Genomic DNA, 15,669 nt, shown 5'->3' on the forward strand with positions numbered 1-15,669 from the left:
CGCCTCTGCCGCCTGAGGCCCGCCGCGGCCGCCGGCGAGCCGCGGACCCGCCCCAGCCGCCTGAGGCCCGTTCGGTGGACGATCACGCGACGCGCGCCGGTCACGGCACGACGCGGGCGGGCAGGGGCCCAGTCGCGCGGGTCCACCGCCGCGGGCCGCAAGCCGCGCTGGATCGCCTCTGCCGCCTGACGCCCGCCGCAGCCGGGGGCCAACTCTCCCCGCGCGAGCGGGCCTCAGCCGCGCGGGTCCACCGGCGCGGCCGAGACCGTGCCCTCCGCGGACAGCGCCTCGAACAGGGCGTGGGACGCCCGCAGCACCACGTCGTCCCTGTTGCGTGCCGCGACGAGCTGGACGCCGACGGGCAGCCCGTCCGCGCCGGGCCCGCACGGCACGGTGGCCGCGGGCTGCTGCGTGAGGTTGAACGGGTACGTGAAGGGCGTCCAGCCCGTCCACCGCTCGTGGCGGCTGCCCGGCGGCACCTCGTGGCCCGCCTCGAACGCCGTCCCCGGCAGCGTCGGGACGACGAGCAGGTCGTACGTGCGGTGGAAGCGGCCCATCTCCACGCCGAGCGCCATGCGCGCGTCCACGGCACCGAGGTAGTCGAGCGCGCTCATCGCCGCGCCCTGGCGGCAGATCTCCGCGAGACCCGGGTCGAGGCGCGCGAACTGCTCGGGCGCCAGGTGCTCCACGACCTTCGCCGCGCCCGAGAACCACAGCGTGTGGTAGGCCGCCACCGGGTCGGCGAAGCCGGGCGCCGCCTCCTCGACCTCGGCCCCGAGCCCCGCCAGCAGCTCCACCGCGTGCCGCACCCGCGCGGCCACGTCAGGACCGGCGTCCGTGCCCGCGAGTGACGTGCTCCAGGCGACCCGCAGGCCGCTGAGGCCACCGCCGCCGCTGGAACGTCCCTCGCCGAGCAGGGCGCGGAAGCTGCCTTCGTACGGCGGGAGCCCCGACCAGTCGCGGTCGTCCGGCCCGCACAGCACGTCCATCATGAGCGCCGCGTCCTCGACCGTACGGGCCAGCGGGCCCGCGTGCGCGAGCGTCCCGAAGGGGCTCGCCGGGTAGAGCGGGATGCGGCCGTAGGTCGGCTTGAAGCCGAACACACCGCAGAACGAGGCCGGGATGCGCACCGACCCGCCGCCGTCGGTGCCCACCGACAGCGGCCCGAGCCCGAGCGCCACGGCGGCCGCGCTGCCGCCGCTCGACCCGCCCGAAGTGCGCGACGGATCCCACGGGTTGCGTGTCACACCGGTCAGCGGCCCGTCCGTCACGCCCTTCCAGCCGAACTCGGGCGTCGTCGTCTTGCCCACGAACACGGCGCCGTGCTCCCGCATCCGCCCGACGGACGGCGCGTCCTGCTCGCACGGCGCGGCCGGGTCCGCACTGAGCGAGCCGCGGAGCGTGGGCCAGCCCCTGGTCAGCAGCAGGTCCTTGATCGAGACGGGCACACCGTCGAGCAGCCCGAGCGGCTCGCCGCGCCGCCAGCGTTCCTGCGAGGCGGCCGCGTCGCGTCGCGCGGCCTCCTCGTCGACGAGGCAGAACGCGTTGACGAGCGGGTCGAGTTCCGCGATGCGCGCGAGCACGGCCTCGGTGACCCGGACCGGCGACAGGGTCAGGTCCCGGTAGCCGGCGAGCAGTTCGGTCGCCGTACGGGAGCAGAGGTCGTCGTCCGCCGTCCGCGTGGGCCGGTCCGTACGCACGGCCTGGTCGCCGATTCCTGTCATGGCGTGCCCTCCTCGGTCCGCGGGGCGGCGCCGGGCCGGCCGGCCACGGGCACGTACCCCAGTTCCTTGTCCACGATGTTGAGCAGCGGCCGCCCGGCGACCCAGCGCTCGAAGTTGCCGAGAAACACGTCCGCGAGGTCGTCGAGCCAGCTGCGGGTGTCGCCCGACATGTGCGGGGACACCAGCAGCCCTGGCGCGTCCCACAGCGGGCTGTCCGCGGGCAGCGGCTCCTGCCGGAACACGTCGAGCGCCGCGCCGCCGAGCGTGCCGGTGCGCAACGCGTCCAGCAGGTCGTCCTCGACGACGAGCGGTCCGCGCCCGACGTTGACGAACCGGGCGCCGCGCTTCATGCGGGCGAAGGCCGCCGCGTCGAACATGTCCGCCGTCTGCTCGGTCAGCGGCGCCGCGCACACGACCCAGTCGGCGGCGGGCAGCAGCCCGGCCAGGTCGCCGAAGCCGTGCACGCGGCCGAACTCCGGATCGCCGTCCCGCGCCGTGCGGGACACCAGATCGGCCCGCAGGCCGAGGGCGCCGAGCAGGCGCGCCACGGCCCGCCCGACGGGGCCGCCGCCGACCACGACGGCGCGCGTCCCCGCGACGGACTCGGTGACCCGGTGGCGCCACTCGCGCGAGCGCTGCCGCTCAAGCGTGCCCGGCAGGTCCTTCGCCATGGCGAGCACGAGCCCCGCGACGTACTCGGCGATCGGCCGCTCGAACACCCCGCGCGAGTTCGTGACCAGGGTGTCCGACTCGCGCAGCGGTGAGAACAGCAGCCGGTCGACGCCCGCGCTCGCGGTGTGCACCCAGCGCGGGCCGCCGCGCTCGGGCCAGGCCTCCGGCAGCGCGCTCGTCAGGAAGTCCCACACGAGCAGGACGTCGGCCTCCGCGAGCGCGCCCGCGAGGTCGCGCTCGCCGACCCGAAGCACGCGCGCCGCGCCCGCCAGCCGCTCGACGACGGGCGGCTCCCGCTCCGCGAGCACCGCGACCACGGGGAGACCGGTCGTTGGCATGGGCAGTCCTTCGGTCGCCGCTTCCACCGGGCACCGGCAGCCGCCGGATTCCGATTGACACGTTAGGGTGGCGACCGTAGGATTGTCAACAATCTACATTTCGGAACGCATTGGCGATCCGTCCTGCTCGAAGGGGCGTGCACGCATGGCAGACCGCGCGGCGACAGTGGGATTCCTCTACCCGGGACACTCGGCGGAGGACGACTACCCGCTGCTCCAGGACAGGGCGGGCGGCGCCGTGCGCCTGCCCCTGGTGCACACGGACATGGGGGAGGACGCCCACCGCGTGGACGCGCTCCTGGAGATGGGCTCCATCGGCCGGCTCACCGAGGGCCTGGTGGAGCTGAAGAGGCAGGCCGTCGACGCGGTCGTGTGGGCCTGCACGAGCGCCAGCTTCATCTACGGGCGCCGGGGCGCCAGCCAGCAGGTGGAGGAGCTCGCCCAGGCCGCCGGCGTCCCCGCGTCCAGCACGTCCTTCGCCTTCGTGCACGCGATCCGCGCCCTCGGCCTGCGCAGGGTCGCCATCGGCGCCACGTACCCGGACGACGTCGCCGAGTACTTCGTCCGCTTCCTCGCGGACTCGGGCATCGAGGTGGCGCGGGTGTCGGGGCGCGGCATCATCACCGCGGCCGAGGTCGGTACTCTCGGTCGCGACCAGGTTCTGGAACTCGCGCGCGGCAACGACCACCCTGAGGCCGAGGCCGTGCTGCTGCCGGACACCGCGCTGCACACGGCGGCGTGGCTCGACGAGCTGGACGCCGCGGTGGGCAAGCCCGTCCTGACGGCCAACCAGGTCACCGTCTGGGAAGGCCTGCGCCTGGTGGGGGACACCACGCCGCGCGAAGGCCTGGGCCGGCTGTTCCGCCGCGCCCCCGTCACCGCCGCCGAGTAGCACGGCGGCACCGGAGAAGGAGAGCAGTCATGCCGGGAGGCAGACGGCTGGAGCGCGTCAAACGGGAGCCCGCAGCCATCTCGATCGCACGCCGGCTCACCGAGGCGATCATGGACGGCACGCTCGCGCCGGGCTCACAGCTCGGCGAGGCCGAGCTGGCCGGCGAGCTCGGTGTCAGCCGCGGCCCGCTGCGCGAGGCGATGCAGCGCCTCGTCCAGCAGGGCATCGCCTACAGCGAGCCGCACCGGGGGGTGTTCGTGACGACGCTGACGGAGGACGACGTACGGGACATATACCTCGCGCGCACATCCGTCGAGTCCGCGGCCTGCCGCCTCATCCTCCGCCGTGACCCGGGGGCCTCGGCCGACCGCCTCGTCCGGGTGCACGAGGCCATGGCGGACGCGGCCGGGCGCGGCGACCACGCCGCGCTCAGCGCCGCCGACACCGAACTGCACCACGTCCTGGTGGCCGAGTCGGGGAGCGTGCGGCTGCGGCGCATGGCGGAGACGCTGTTCGTCGAGACCCGCATGTGCATCGCGGCGCTCCAGGACAAGTACCCGGTGCCCGAGGTCATGGTCGAGGAGCACGCGGCGATCATCGAGGCCATCAGGGCCGGTGACGAGGCACGGGTGCTGTACCTGATGGACGAGCACATGCAGGACGCGGTGCGCAGGCTCACGGGCACGCCCGAAGAGGGCGCGGAGGAGCCGCCGCAGGTACTCGCCGGGCCGTAGCGGCCGGTCTCGCCCGACCGTAGCGGCCGGTGACGTACGAAGCCCCCGGGCCGGTGTCGACGCCGGCCCGGGGGCTCCGCCGTGCGGGCGGGCCGGGATCAGCCGTCGGAGTCCGACGACGGGATGTAGGCGCCCGGCACGTCACTCGGCGAGAAGATCTTCTTCTCGCCCGGGTACGGCTTCTTCCAGTTGTGCGTCTCGTACCACGTCAGGTGGTTCATCTGCTCGGGGTCGGCGTAGTCGGCAACCGCGTTGGGCCCGGTGAGCCGCTGGTGCGACTTCCAGGTGTCCCACTTCTTCGCGAGCGGCTTCATGTCCGCCGGGACCTTCGCCGACGGCACGGCCGCCGCCTTCGGGTCCTGGGGCGCCGGGGTGTCCACGCCGCAGGAAGGCGCGGTCGCCAGGCCGTCGGTCAGCGACGTCCTGTTGGCCAGGGCGCTGAACGGCTTGTAGTTCGGCTTCCTGGTGAACGCCCCGGTCATCGGGGTGGCCGCGCTGTCCTTCTGGTTCATCGGGTGGATCCCGAGGATCTGCTCGATGGTGCGGATCATCGTGATCTGCGAGTAGTAGTGGTCGTCCACGACGCCGTGCCTGGCGTAGGGGCTGATGATCTGGACGGGGGCGCGGTGGCCGTCGACGTGGTCGAGCCCCGCCTGCGAGTCGTCCTCGACGACGAAGATCGCCGAGTCCTTCCAGTACTTGCTGTGCGAGATCTCGTCGACCATCTTGCCGACCGCGAGGTCGTTGTCGGCGACCTGCGCGGCCGGGCTCGCCGGGCCGCCGGTGTGGTCGCTGGAGAGCCAGAACATGTTCAGGTTCGCGGGACCGTTCTTCTCGAAGTCCTGCTTCCAGATCTGCTCCCGGTACACGTCGGGAACGCTGGTGTCGAACTTCGGGAACCCGTGCACCGAAACGTCGTTGAGCGACGGGATCGGCGAGGACGACATCAGCGGGTAGGCGGTGGAGTCACCGGTCGCCTGCATGTTCTTGGCGTCGCAGTACAGGTTCTGCCAGCTCGCGCCCGCCGGCTTCGTCAGGAACTGCTGGAACTCGCCGAAGTCGCGCACGGACTTGCCGGCCGCCTGCGCGCCCGTCCACAGGAAGCCGGACTTCTGGTGGCCGAGTGCGTCGTCCTCGGTGTCGTAGCTGCGCAGGTACTCGCCGGCCGACGACTCGGTGTACTCGGGGTTGTCGGCCTGCATCAGCCAGTTGTGGCCCTCGGCCGAGTTCGTGCCGATGTCGTAGGTGTTGTCGTACAGGCCGAACTGGTTGGCCAGCGCGTGCTGGTTCGGTGTGACGTTCTCGCCGAACTGGGTCAGCGAGGCGTCGCCGTTGCCCTTGGGTATGTCGCCGAGCACCTGGTCGTAGGTGCGGTTCTCCTTGACGATCAGGAAGACGTGCTTGATCGTCGAGGGGTCGCCGATCCGCGCCGGGACGGGCACCGGCTTCGTCCTGTTCCTGCCCTTGGACTTGGAGTCGGACTTGGACGTGGCGAGCTTCACCGAGTCCTTGGTCCAGCCGTTCTGCTGGAACACCTTGCGCGTCTCGGCCTTGATGGTCTTGTCACTGGGCAGTGTGAACCGGGTCAGGCTCGCGGTGGTGTCGTGGGTGGCGTGGCCGCCCTTGGTGGTGGGACGGCGGGCGTCGATACCGCGGGTGTTGGACACCACCACCTGGCCGCCGACCGTGGCGATCTCGGCGGGGAAGTAGTCCGTCGGCAGCAGGCCCACGTAACTGACCGGCTCCTGCGGCGACTTGTACCGGTACACCGCCACCGCGTTCGCGCGGCCGAGCGTGACCAGCAGGTGGCCGTCGCCGGTCAGCGTCACCGCGTCAGGCTCGTAACCCACCGAGGCCTCGGGCCACGGCGTCGTCGAGATCGTCTGCACGACCTTGTCGTTGGCGGTCTTGATGACCGACACGTCGTTGGTCGCCGTGTCCGTGACGAACACCGCGCCCCTCTTCGCGTACAGCGCGGTCGGGTGCAGGCCGACGTCGATGCTCTTGACGGCGGCGGACGGCTTCCGCACGTCGATCACACTGACCGTGCCCGTGGTGGTGGCACCCGTCACCGGGTTCGCCGGCACCTGCGTGTGGTACGAGTTGATCGTCGACTCGCCGGGCCGCGCAGGGCGTCCGCCCTCGTCGCTGACGTACAGCTTGTGCCCGGCCAGGACCACACCGCGCGGCGCGTTGCCCACGGCCCAGCTGTGCTGGACGGCGCCGGTGGCCGCGTTGATGGCCACGACCCGGTTCTGGCCGTTGACCGCCGCGTACACGGTGGACCCGTCCGCCGAGAACACCGCGGCGGCGGCCAGCGCGTGCTTCGCCCCGTCCGCCGGGATCGGGATGTCCACCGGATCGGAGACGGAGCCGTCCGCGCCCACGGTGAACCTGGTGTAGCCGTCGGTCCTGCCCAGCCACAGGTGCTTGCCGTCGGGCGAGTACGTGGGGCCTTCCTGGCCCACGTCGTTGCCACTGATGCGCAGGTCGGCCGAGGCGGAGTCGCCGACGAGCTGCTGCGTCTTCCACGTCTTCAGGTCGACGATGGACAGCGCCATCCCGCCGTCGGTCACCGAGGCGGCGAGGTGGGTGCCGTCCGGGCTGACCGTGGACGACATGATCTTGCCGTTGTCCATGACCAGGCGCTTGCCGTACGGGGCGATGTACTGGTCGCTGGAGATGACCTGCCCCTTGTGGGTCACCTGGCCGACCTGCTGGGTGCCGAACTGGTGCGTCTGGGCGAAGGCGGTGCCCGTGGCGGCCAGGGCGGCGGCGGTGATGCCCGCCGTCACCAGGGGCACCCTGCGGCCCGCGCGTCTTGCGAGGAGTACGGGTTTCTTCTTGGCACGCCTGCGGCGTGTGACCTGCATGGGGTCATCCCTTCATGGGGTGGTCGAGCAGCTCGACGTTGCCGTCGAACTGCCACAGCGGGTTCGGCGCGTCCCCGTCCGGGGTCCGCACCAGGAAGTAGCCGTTGACTTCCTTCGGCCCGTCGCCGTCGGCGACGAACCGCCCGTCCGAGGTGACGTCGAGCTGGTAGACCGCCGTGCCGGTGGCCTCGACGCCGGGAAGGTGCCAGGTGACGACGCAGTGCCAGTCGTTGCCCGCTCCCTGGGCGCCGTCGCCGACGTCGCCCTTCGTGCACGCCGCCGTCGCCCTCAGCTGCGCCTCCGTGACGGCGGGCCGGTTCAACTGCCTGGTCTGCATCCGGTAGAGGTGCGCGAACGCCGTGGCCAGCGAGCGCTCCACCCCGGCCTGCCGGATCCCGGACCCCGTGACCGTCGCGGGAGTCGCCGCCGCGAGCACGGCCACCGTCACGGCGACGAGCCCCGCGAGCGGCAGCAGCCCCGCGGTGACCGCGCGGCGCCCTGACCCGTCGTCCGCCGGGTTGGTGAAGTCGCGCCGCAGGAAGAGCAGAAGGGCCAGCGCCGTAGCGGCCACCGCCCACACCAGGGACACCGCGACGCCGATCAGGAGCGGACCGAGCTGGGCGGGGCGTGTGAACAGGCCGTTCCAGGCGATGAACGCGTAGCCGGGCAGGGCGAGCCGGACGGCGACGGGCAGCGGCAGCATCTGCGCGAGCTGCATCGCGAGGGCGACGAGCGCCGGCAGCAGCAGCCCCATCGGGGACCGCCACAGGACCACGGACCCGAGCAGCCCGACCGCGGCGAGCGCCAGCGTCGGCGCGAGCACGCACACCCAGGCGAGCAGGACGTGCACGGCCGCTTCCCCCGGCGCGAGCAGGTGGCCGTCGAGGCCGACCAGCGACTGGTCGCCGACGGACACGAGCCCGCCGGCCGCGCTTGAGCAGGCCAGCCCCGCGACGAGCAGCAGGATGACGGTGAGTCCTGCCAGCGCCTTCGCCGCGAAGATGCGCCGCGGCGAGCGCACCGCCACGAGCAGGTGCCGCCAGGTGCCGAGCCGGTCCTCGCAGGCGAACACGTCCCCCGCGACCACCGAGGTCAGCAGCGGCAGCGCCCAGGTGCCCGCGAAGCCGAGCACCACCAGCGGTCCGGCCCACCCGGTGGCGTGCATCCACCGGCCGAAGAGCGTGTCGACGGGCAGTGTGGACTGCCGGCTCACCGCGGCCACGAACCCGGCGGGCGCGATCCAGCAGGCGAGGACGAGCAGCCGGATGCGCCACTGCGAGACGAGCTTGACGAGCTCGAAGCGGTAGGCGCGGGCCACCGGCACGGGCCGGGTGACGCGATCGCCGGGGGCGGCCGCGTGCTCCGGCGCGGACGGGGGAGTCGCGGTCGATGCTGGGCCGGACGCGGTTGTCGGTGCGGTCATCGCAAGTCCTCCTGCTGCTCGGTGAGGGCGAGGAACGCGGCTTCCAGCGGCGACACCACCGGCGCGAGCTCGCGCAGCGCGATGCCCGCGCGCACGAGACGCACCACCAGCTCGTCGAGGGCGGGCACCAGCGCGCGTACGACGAGCGCCTCCTCGCCGTGGCGCGTCCCGGCGCCGTTGGCGGCCCCGGCGACCCGGACCCCGTCCGTGTCGCCGGCGAGCCGGCGGGCGGCCAGGGGGTCCGACGTGAGGAGCCGGTAGTCGAGTTCACGGTTCTCGGCGGCGAGCTTCTCCAGCGGTCCTGAGAAGACGACCCGCCCGGTGGCGAGGATGGTGACCTCGGAACACAACGCGTCGAGATCGTCCATGCGGTGGCTGGAGAGCACGATGGCGGTGCCGTCCGCCGCGAGCCGGGTCAGCACACCGTGCACATGCCGGGTGCCCGCGGGGTCGAGCCCGTTGGCCGGTTCGTCGAGCACGAGCAGTCGGGGCTTCGTGAGCAGGGCCGCGGCGAGCCCGAGCCGTTGGCGCATGCCGAGGGAGAAGCCGCGGGCCCGGTCGTCGGCCACGTCGGCGAGCCCGACCTGGCCGAGCACGTCGTCGATCCCCGCCGTCCGCGCGTCGCCGCCGCGCAGGGCGGCCAGGGCGGCGAGGTTCTGCCGGGCGGTGAGTGAGGGGTAGAGCCCGGGCCCGTCCACGAACCCGGCGACACCGTCGGGCGCGGCGAGCGCCCGCCCGGCCGGCGCCCCGAGGACCTCGATACTGCCGCCGTCGGCCACGGCCAGGCCGAGCAGGATACCGAGCAGCGTCGTCTTGCCCGCACCGTTCGGCCCCGCGAGGCCGTGGATCCGCCCCGGCGCCACGTCCAGATCGATGCCGTCGAGCGCGACGACGTCACCGAAGCACTTGGTGACCCCGCGAGCCCGGACGGCGATGAGCGCGTCCATGAGTCCCTTCCCTGTGTCCCCTGCTCTCACGACGTTTCACAGGGACCCTAGGGACGGCACACAGCTCTTGCGCGGACGGCGAGTTGAACGTTCGGGGAACGAGTGGCGTCGCGCCCGCGCTGCGCGGTGAGCGGACGCACCGCGTCCGCCACTGGCCTCCATCCGGGACAAGGCCAACGCCTGGGCTCAGGGGCATTCGGAGCGGCACAGGCAGCTAGACCTGAACTCGTGCCAAGGGTGCTGTCGAAGGTCGAGCCGGTCGAGCCGGTCGAGGCGGTGGATGAGGTGGCGCTGATTGCCCTCACGCAGGCGGGTCGGGCGCTGCCGGAAGTCGGTCTGCCGGCCCCTATGGGCGTAGCGCCTCGTGCAGTTGCGTGAGGGCGGTGACGGCCTAGTCGTAGGCGCTGGTCTTCTTCGTGGCGGTGTGCGCCTGGAGATGCTGCCAGGCGGATTGTGCCTCGCTCGCGAGGCGGTCAGGCGTTGGACTCGGGCGATGGTGTGTGTTGGTGAGCAGCCCGGTGGCGGTGTTCGGAGCGCAGCCTGTGTGCGGCGTCCAGGAGATGGGCGGCGGTTCGGCGCCCGGGAACTGTGGCGGGGGTGGCGGCGCCGCGCAGGCGTCGCAGGAATTCGGTGTGCAGGCCGGGCTCCGGGCCGAGAGCCAGCCGCAGCAACAGGGCGTCCTTCTCCTTTGGGGGCACGGCGGCGATCAGCGGGGCGAGTTCCCTCTTCGTGGGCTTGGCCGGTTTCCTGGACAAGGCGGTGCTTGCCCGGGCCGCGACCGTCAGGAGGTCCTCGTCCACGCGCAGGAAATCCGCGAGCGCGCGCTGCGGGGCGGTCAGTTCGGCGAGCCCGGCCGGGACGGGCGGCTCCGGGCAGGTCTGGTACTCCTCTTCGTCGTCGTCTTCGAGTTCCCAGGCGGCGAGCGCGGACAGCCAGGCAATATATAGGGGGCGCAGGTCGCCTGTTGCGAGTTCATCACGTACGCCGATGAGGGCGGTCAGCGAGTCGTCGGCGCCCTCGATCCAGTCGCCGCCCTCGTCCTCGCTGGTCAGATCGAGTAGCAGGTGGGTGCCGTTGGTCCAGGCGTCGACGTGGGGATCCATGCAGTACGGCTGCGCGGTGGGCAGGCTCAGGGTTCGCTTGGGGAGGCGGAGCATCAGCCGGTGGGTGCCCCAGTTGGTGACGTGGAGATGTGCGTCGAAATAGCGCTCAAGCATGCGCCTCGGATCGCCGCCCAGATCACCCCAGTTGTAGGTGTTGGTGAAGCTGGTGGCGGTGATACGGGCCCGGGTGGAGATGGTCCGCAACCGATCTTGTTCTGTGCTGTTGAGCGGCCTGTCGAGGGCCTGGAACTCGTAGTACTGGTACTCGCTCACGCAGCGGACACTATCGCCGCCCCGGCCGGTGCCGGGCCGTGGGGACAGATCCATAGAGGGGGACATACTGGGCCGCACGGGAGTGATCGCCCTCATTCACGTCCGGGAGCGCAGCTCACTTCCCGTAACGGCCGCGATAAGGTCGACCGGGCATGATGCGGCCCTGTTGGGCGAGGGAGACGCGGGAGGGTGGGGCAGTGACCGCAGCGGGAGGAGCCCCGGCGTCCGGGACGCCGAAACCTGGCCCGGTGAGGCCGCCCCGGCAGTGGTCGCAGGAGCGCGTCTCTCCCTACCCCTGGGAACAGGACGCCCTCGATCACGTCCGGCAGCTCATGCCGCACGCCGAGCCCTACCGGGCCTGGGCCACCTTCTCCTTCACCGCGCAGTCCGGACGCGTCAACGAATGCGACCTGCTGATCGCGGTCCCCGCCGGACTCTTCCTCGTCGAGATCAAGAGCCATCCGGGCCAGCTCCACAACACCGGCTCCACCTGGAACTTCCGCGGCCAGGACCGAACCCGCACCCTGACCAATCCGCTGCATTTCAACGACATGAAGTCCAAGGAGCTGAAGAGCCAGCTCCAGTGGGCGGCACGCAAGCTGGGCATGAGTGAGCGTGTCGTGCCCCGCATCGAACCCGCCGTGTTCCTCTCCGCCCCGGACCTGGAGAGTCATCTGGACGAGGTCCAGCAGATCAAGGTCTACGGCCGCGACGACGGCGCCTGTGGCCTCAAGCGCATCTGGCAGGACTTCCTCGGGCTGCCGCCGGAGCGTCCCGAGCGGCGCATCACCCCGGAGTTCTCCCGCCACACCCTCCCGCAGCTCCTCAAAGCCATCGGCATCCGCCAGTCCGCCGCCCATCTGCGCTTCGGCGACGCCTGGAAGATGGCGCCCCACCCCCTGGACGCCGGGCCGTCCTGGGAGGACCGCCTCGCGTCCCGGGACGACGGCATGGTCCAGGAGGAGGGCCGGGTCCGTATCTACCTGGTCAGCCAGATGGCGACCGAGGCGGCACGGAAGGCCACCGAACGTGCCGCGCGCCGCGAGTACCAGGTGCTCCAGGGGATCCACCACCGCGGCATCGTCGACGCCGTCGAATTCCGTGAGCACCAGGGCGGGCCCGCGATCCTCTTCCGCCATCGCGGCACTGATCTGCGGCTCGACCAGTACCTGGACACCTACGGCGGGATGCTCACCCCCGAGACGCGCCTCGATCTGGTCCGGCAGCTCGCCGAGGCAGTCCGCTACGCACACAACCGTTCGCTGTACCACCGGGCACTCGCCGCCCGCTCGGTGTACGTCTCCTTCAAGGAGGCCGGGTCCCATCCCGAACTGCGGATCACCGACTGGCAGACCGCGGCCCGGGATTTCGACTCCAACGCGACGTTCTTCCGCTCGATCGGCGGCTCCGCCCTCGACGCGGCGCTCATCGAGGACACGGCACGGGTCTATCTGGCCCCGGAGACGGACCAGCCGTACGCAGACCCCGGCGACCTGGACGTCTTCGGCCTCGGCGCGGTGGCCCATCTGATCCTCACGGGCCAGCCGCCGGCCACGCAGCGCAGCGCGCTGAGCGATCGGCTGCGCACGGACTCGGGCCTGCGCCTCTTCGCGGTGGCGGACGGACTGCCCGAGGCTCTGGACGACCTCGTCTTCCAGGCGACCAGGACCGATGTCAACGACCGTCTCGGCTCGGTCGAGGAATTCCTCGATCTCCTCGACGAGGCCGAGCGCGCCAGCGTGCTGCCCGACTCCCCGGCCTCGACCGGTGTCGACCCGCTGGACGCGTTGCCCGGTCAGTCGCTCGACGCGGAGTGGTCGGTCCGACGGGTCCTCGGCACCGGGGCCACGGCCAGGGCTCTGCTCGTAGAGCGTGCGACCGAGGACGAGGACGGGCAGATCCAGATCGACGAGCACGTCTTCAAGGTGGCGCTCGACGAGGAGCGGGCCGGCAGGTTGCGCGCCGAGGAACGCGTACTCGGCACGGTCGGCGGCGGAGCCGTTGTCCAGTTGCGCGGGGAGGGGGTGCGGGAGATCGGCGGCCGTACGGTCCTGGAGCTCGAGTACGCGGGCGAGCAGTCCCTCGGCGAGCGGCTCAGGGGCAAGGGTCGACTCACCTACCACGAGCTCGAGCGGTTCTCGGACGACCTGTTCCAAGCCCTTGACCAGCTCGCCGGGCACGGGGTGCGCCACCGTGACATCAAACCGGACAACTTCGGTATCCAGCGGCGCAAGGACCGCACCTGGCAGTTGAAGCTCTTCGACTTCTCGCTGACGGATGCATCGGACCGGGACATCAAGGCCGGTACGCGCAGCTATCTCGATCCGTTCCTGGGGTCGACGCGCAGGGCCCACTACGACGATCACGCAGAGCGGTACGCGGCGGCCGTCACCCTTCACGAGATGGCCGGCGGCGAGCGCCCGGTGTGGGGCGACGGGCAGAACGACCCGCTCACCAACGAGTCCGCCGCCCTCCACATCGCGGCCGAACTGTTCGAACCGGCCCTGAGCGAGGGCCTCGTCCGGTTCTTCCGCCGGGCACTGCACCGCGACACCGAGCACCGCTTCGACACCCTGAGGCAGATGCGGGACGAGTGGCGGAAGGTGTTCCGCGCTGCGGACTCGACCGGTCCCACCACCACCCCTTCCACGGTCGGCACCGCCTCGGACGACCCGGAGAAGGACCGTGACACGGCCGCCGCCGCAGCCGACACCACGACGCTCCTGGAAGCCGCGGGTCTGTCCCCCAGGGCGGTGTCCGTCGCGAACGACCTGCACGCCTACCGGGTCGGCGAGCTGCTGGAGCTCCAGCCGCACGTCATCTCCCGGGCGCGGGGTGCGGGCGCGCTGGTCCGCAAGGAGCTGAACCGCCGCCGCAAGCAGTGGGCGGTGGCGCTGCTACCGGCCGTCGACGGCGGGCTCCCACGGGCGGCGACCACCGCTCCGGCCGTCCCGGAACCCGGCAGCGCCGGCGATGCGGCGGACGGCGCGGCCCCGGAGCGGATCCTGTCGGTGGACGAGATGGCCGCCCTGCTGGCGCCCGCGCCGAGCCGTAAGGGGTCCCACCGCACGGACGTCGTCCGGCTCACGCTGGGACTCCCGCCCGAGGAGGGCGGTCTTTCGCCGCTTGGGGCCTGGCCGGTCCAGGCGCGCATCGCCGACCACTTGGGTATCAAGCAGCCGCCGGTCTCCCGCCACCACCGCGTCGAGATCAAGCGGTGGGCCGCGTCCGCCTGGCTCGAACCGGTACGGGCCGAGCTGGTCGACGTCGTCACCGCCGCCGGACGGGTCATGACCGCCACGGAAGCCGCCGCGGAACTGCGTGCGCGCCACGGCGCGGGGAGCGACACCGCAGAACGGACCCTGGCCAGATCGCTCGCGGTGGTCAGAGCCGCTGCGGAGGCCGAGACATCGGACACGGTGGGGACGGGAGAAGGCGCCGGGAGCGGGGGCGCGGGAGCGCACGAGCCCCGGCTCGCGGTGCACCGGCGCGGCGACGCGATCCTCGTCGCGGCCGAGTCGCTGCCCGGCACCGAGGATCCCAGTCCCGGGGAACTGGCCGATTACGCCGCCTCGTTGGGGGCATGTGCCCATCAGCTGGCCCGGCGCGACCCACTGCCGGGCCGCACCGAGGTCCTCCGCGAACTGCGCGCCGTACCGGCCCCCGACGGCTTCGCCCCGCTCGCGGACACCCGCCTGGTGGCGCTGGCCGCCACGGTCGCCTCCCGGACGGCCGCCACCCCGCGCCTGGAGTTGTACCCGCAGGATCTCAGTCTGGAGCGGGCACTGCGCATCTCCCAGGCGGGGGCCGGGGTCCGCCACGACCGGGGCATCACGGTGCCCGGCCTGGTGGCCCGGTTGCGGGCACGGTTCCCCGATCTCGACCTCCTCGCGGGCGGCAGCGAGCCGACACATGTCGCGTTCGAGGACGCGCTCGAAGGAGCCCGCTTCGGCCTGCGCTACGACGCCGATTCCAGGACGTTCTTCCCGCGCAGGACGCAGCCGTCCGGCACCCGCACCTCCACCGGCGCCCAGACCAGCCACCTCCCCCCTCGTCCTGTCTCCCGGTCGGACCGGGAGGACCCGCACGCGGTGCTGCGAGCCCGGCTCACGGAGCGGGCCGGGCGCGGCGGGTTCCTGGCCCTCACGGTGAAGCGCACCGTGGTCGCGGGAACGGCGGAGCGCGTGGCGGCGGCCTTCGAGCCCGAGGGCGTCGTCACGGTCGACGTGGCGGAGATGTTCCTGCGGACCCTGCGGGAGCTGGCGGACGAGAAGGGGCAGGACTGGCAGAAGTTCCTGCGCGCAGACGGCAATTCGGCACCCGGCCGCGTCAAGCCCGGTCTCGCCTCCTTCGCCCGCGTCGTCTGGCAGCGGATGGAGGACGCCCTCCTGGAGCTGGCCGCCCCGCCCCGCACGGTCCTCTTCCTCCACGACGCCGGCCTGGTCGCCCGCTACTGGGACGAGGGCGGTCACGGCTTCCTGACCCGCCTCCAGGCCGCGGCCCGCCGCCCGGAGACCGTCCCGTACGGCCTGTGGCTGCTGTGCCCGGTCGAGACGCGGTCACAGCAGCCGCGTATCGACGGCAGGACGGTCGAGGTGATCGGTGGGGACGGGGAGCGGGAGCACCTGGAGGCGGAGTTCGTGGCGGCGCTCGACGGGTGAGAGCCCCGGCGCGCCCGCCCGGGGCTGCC

The 15,669-nt window shown here is 72.4% G+C and carries 9 protein-coding genes; 3 read left to right on the plus strand and 6 right to left on the minus strand.

What is annotated here, in order from left to right:
• Window positions 1–233: 233 nt before the first annotated feature.
• Window positions 234–1,724 carry an amidase gene (locus tag JFN87_RS12475; RefSeq protein ID WP_209340075.1) on the minus strand — a complete coding sequence of 497 codons (1,491 nt, stop codon included), beginning with the start codon at window positions 1,722–1,724 and terminating at the stop codon, window positions 234–236.
• A complete protein-coding gene (locus tag JFN87_RS12480; protein ID WP_209340076.1) occupies window positions 1,721–2,734 on the minus strand; it encodes a D-2-hydroxyacid dehydrogenase in 1,014 nt (337 codons plus the stop codon). The genes JFN87_RS12475 and JFN87_RS12480 overlap by 4 nt, the downstream gene beginning before the upstream one ends.
• Before the next feature lie 145 nt (window positions 2,735–2,879).
• Here JFN87_RS12480 and JFN87_RS12485 point away from each other — a divergent pair, with 145 nt between their 5' ends.
• A complete protein-coding gene (locus JFN87_RS12485; protein WP_209340077.1) occupies window positions 2,880–3,626 on the plus strand; it encodes a maleate cis-trans isomerase family protein in 747 nt (248 codons plus the stop codon).
• Between the two features lie 29 nt (window positions 3,627–3,655).
• The gene (locus JFN87_RS12490; protein WP_245179319.1) at window positions 3,656–4,360 is read left to right on the plus strand and encodes a GntR family transcriptional regulator; all 705 of its coding nucleotides are present in this window, start codon (window positions 3,656–3,658) and stop codon (window positions 4,358–4,360) included.
• A 98-nt stretch (window positions 4,361–4,458) separates the two neighbouring features.
• Here JFN87_RS12490 and JFN87_RS12495 read toward each other — a convergent pair whose 3' ends face one another.
• From JFN87_RS12495 to JFN87_RS12510, 4 genes are all read right to left on the minus strand, one after another.
• Window positions 4,459–7,233 carry a bifunctional YncE/alkaline phosphatase family protein gene (locus JFN87_RS12495; RefSeq protein ID WP_209340078.1) on the minus strand — a complete coding sequence of 925 codons (2,775 nt, stop codon included), beginning with the start codon at window positions 7,231–7,233 and terminating at the stop codon, window positions 4,459–4,461.
• Between the two features lie 4 nt (window positions 7,234–7,237).
• Window positions 7,238–8,656, minus strand: coding sequence for an ABC transporter permease (locus JFN87_RS12500; protein WP_245179321.1), 1,419 nt, complete (start codon window positions 8,654–8,656; stop codon window positions 7,238–7,240).
• Window positions 8,653–9,603, minus strand: a complete 951-nt coding sequence (locus JFN87_RS12505) for an ABC transporter ATP-binding protein (protein ID WP_209340079.1) — start codon at window positions 9,601–9,603, stop codon at window positions 8,653–8,655. The genes JFN87_RS12500 and JFN87_RS12505 overlap by 4 nt, the downstream gene beginning before the upstream one ends.
• Window positions 9,604–10,076: 473 nt before the next feature.
• On the minus strand, window positions 10,077–10,979 hold the full coding sequence (locus JFN87_RS12510; RefSeq protein ID WP_209340080.1) for a hypothetical protein: 903 nt from the start codon (window positions 10,977–10,979) through the stop codon (window positions 10,077–10,079).
• A 248-nt stretch (window positions 10,980–11,227) separates the two neighbouring features.
• Here JFN87_RS12510 and pglW point away from each other — a divergent pair, with 248 nt between their 5' ends.
• Window positions 11,228–15,640 (plus strand): BREX system serine/threonine kinase PglW, encoded by a 4,413-nt coding sequence (pglW, locus tag JFN87_RS12515; protein ID WP_307865420.1) that lies wholly within the window; start codon window positions 11,228–11,230, stop codon window positions 15,638–15,640.
• Window positions 15,641–15,669 lie beyond the last annotated feature (29 nt).

This window comes from Streptomyces montanisoli (genome assembly GCF_017813245.1).
Taxonomy (GTDB): domain Bacteria; phylum Actinomycetota; class Actinomycetes; order Streptomycetales; family Streptomycetaceae; genus Streptomyces; species Streptomyces montanisoli.

Coding starts and splice junctions, on each gene's coding strand:
- JFN87_RS12490 (WP_245179319.1), top strand. CDS start 3,656: ATGCCGGGAGGCAGACGGCTGGAGCGCGTCAAACGGGAGCCCGCAGCC.
- JFN87_RS12485 (WP_209340077.1), top strand. CDS start 2,880: ATGGCAGACCGCGCGGCGACAGTGGGATTCCTCTACCCGGGACACTCG.
- JFN87_RS12480 (WP_209340076.1), bottom strand. CDS start 2,734: ATGCCAACGACCGGTCTCCCCGTGGTCGCGGTGCTCGCGGAGCGGGAG.
- JFN87_RS12495 (WP_209340078.1), bottom strand. CDS start 7,233: ATGCAGGTCACACGCCGCAGGCGTGCCAAGAAGAAACCCGTACTCCTC.
- JFN87_RS12500 (WP_245179321.1), bottom strand. CDS start 8,656: ATGACCGCACCGACAACCGCGTCCGGCCCAGCATCGACCGCGACTCCC.
- JFN87_RS12475 (WP_209340075.1), bottom strand. CDS start 1,724: ATGACAGGAATCGGCGACCAGGCCGTGCGTACGGACCGGCCCACGCGG.
- JFN87_RS12505 (WP_209340079.1), bottom strand. CDS start 9,603: ATGGACGCGCTCATCGCCGTCCGGGCTCGCGGGGTCACCAAGTGCTTC.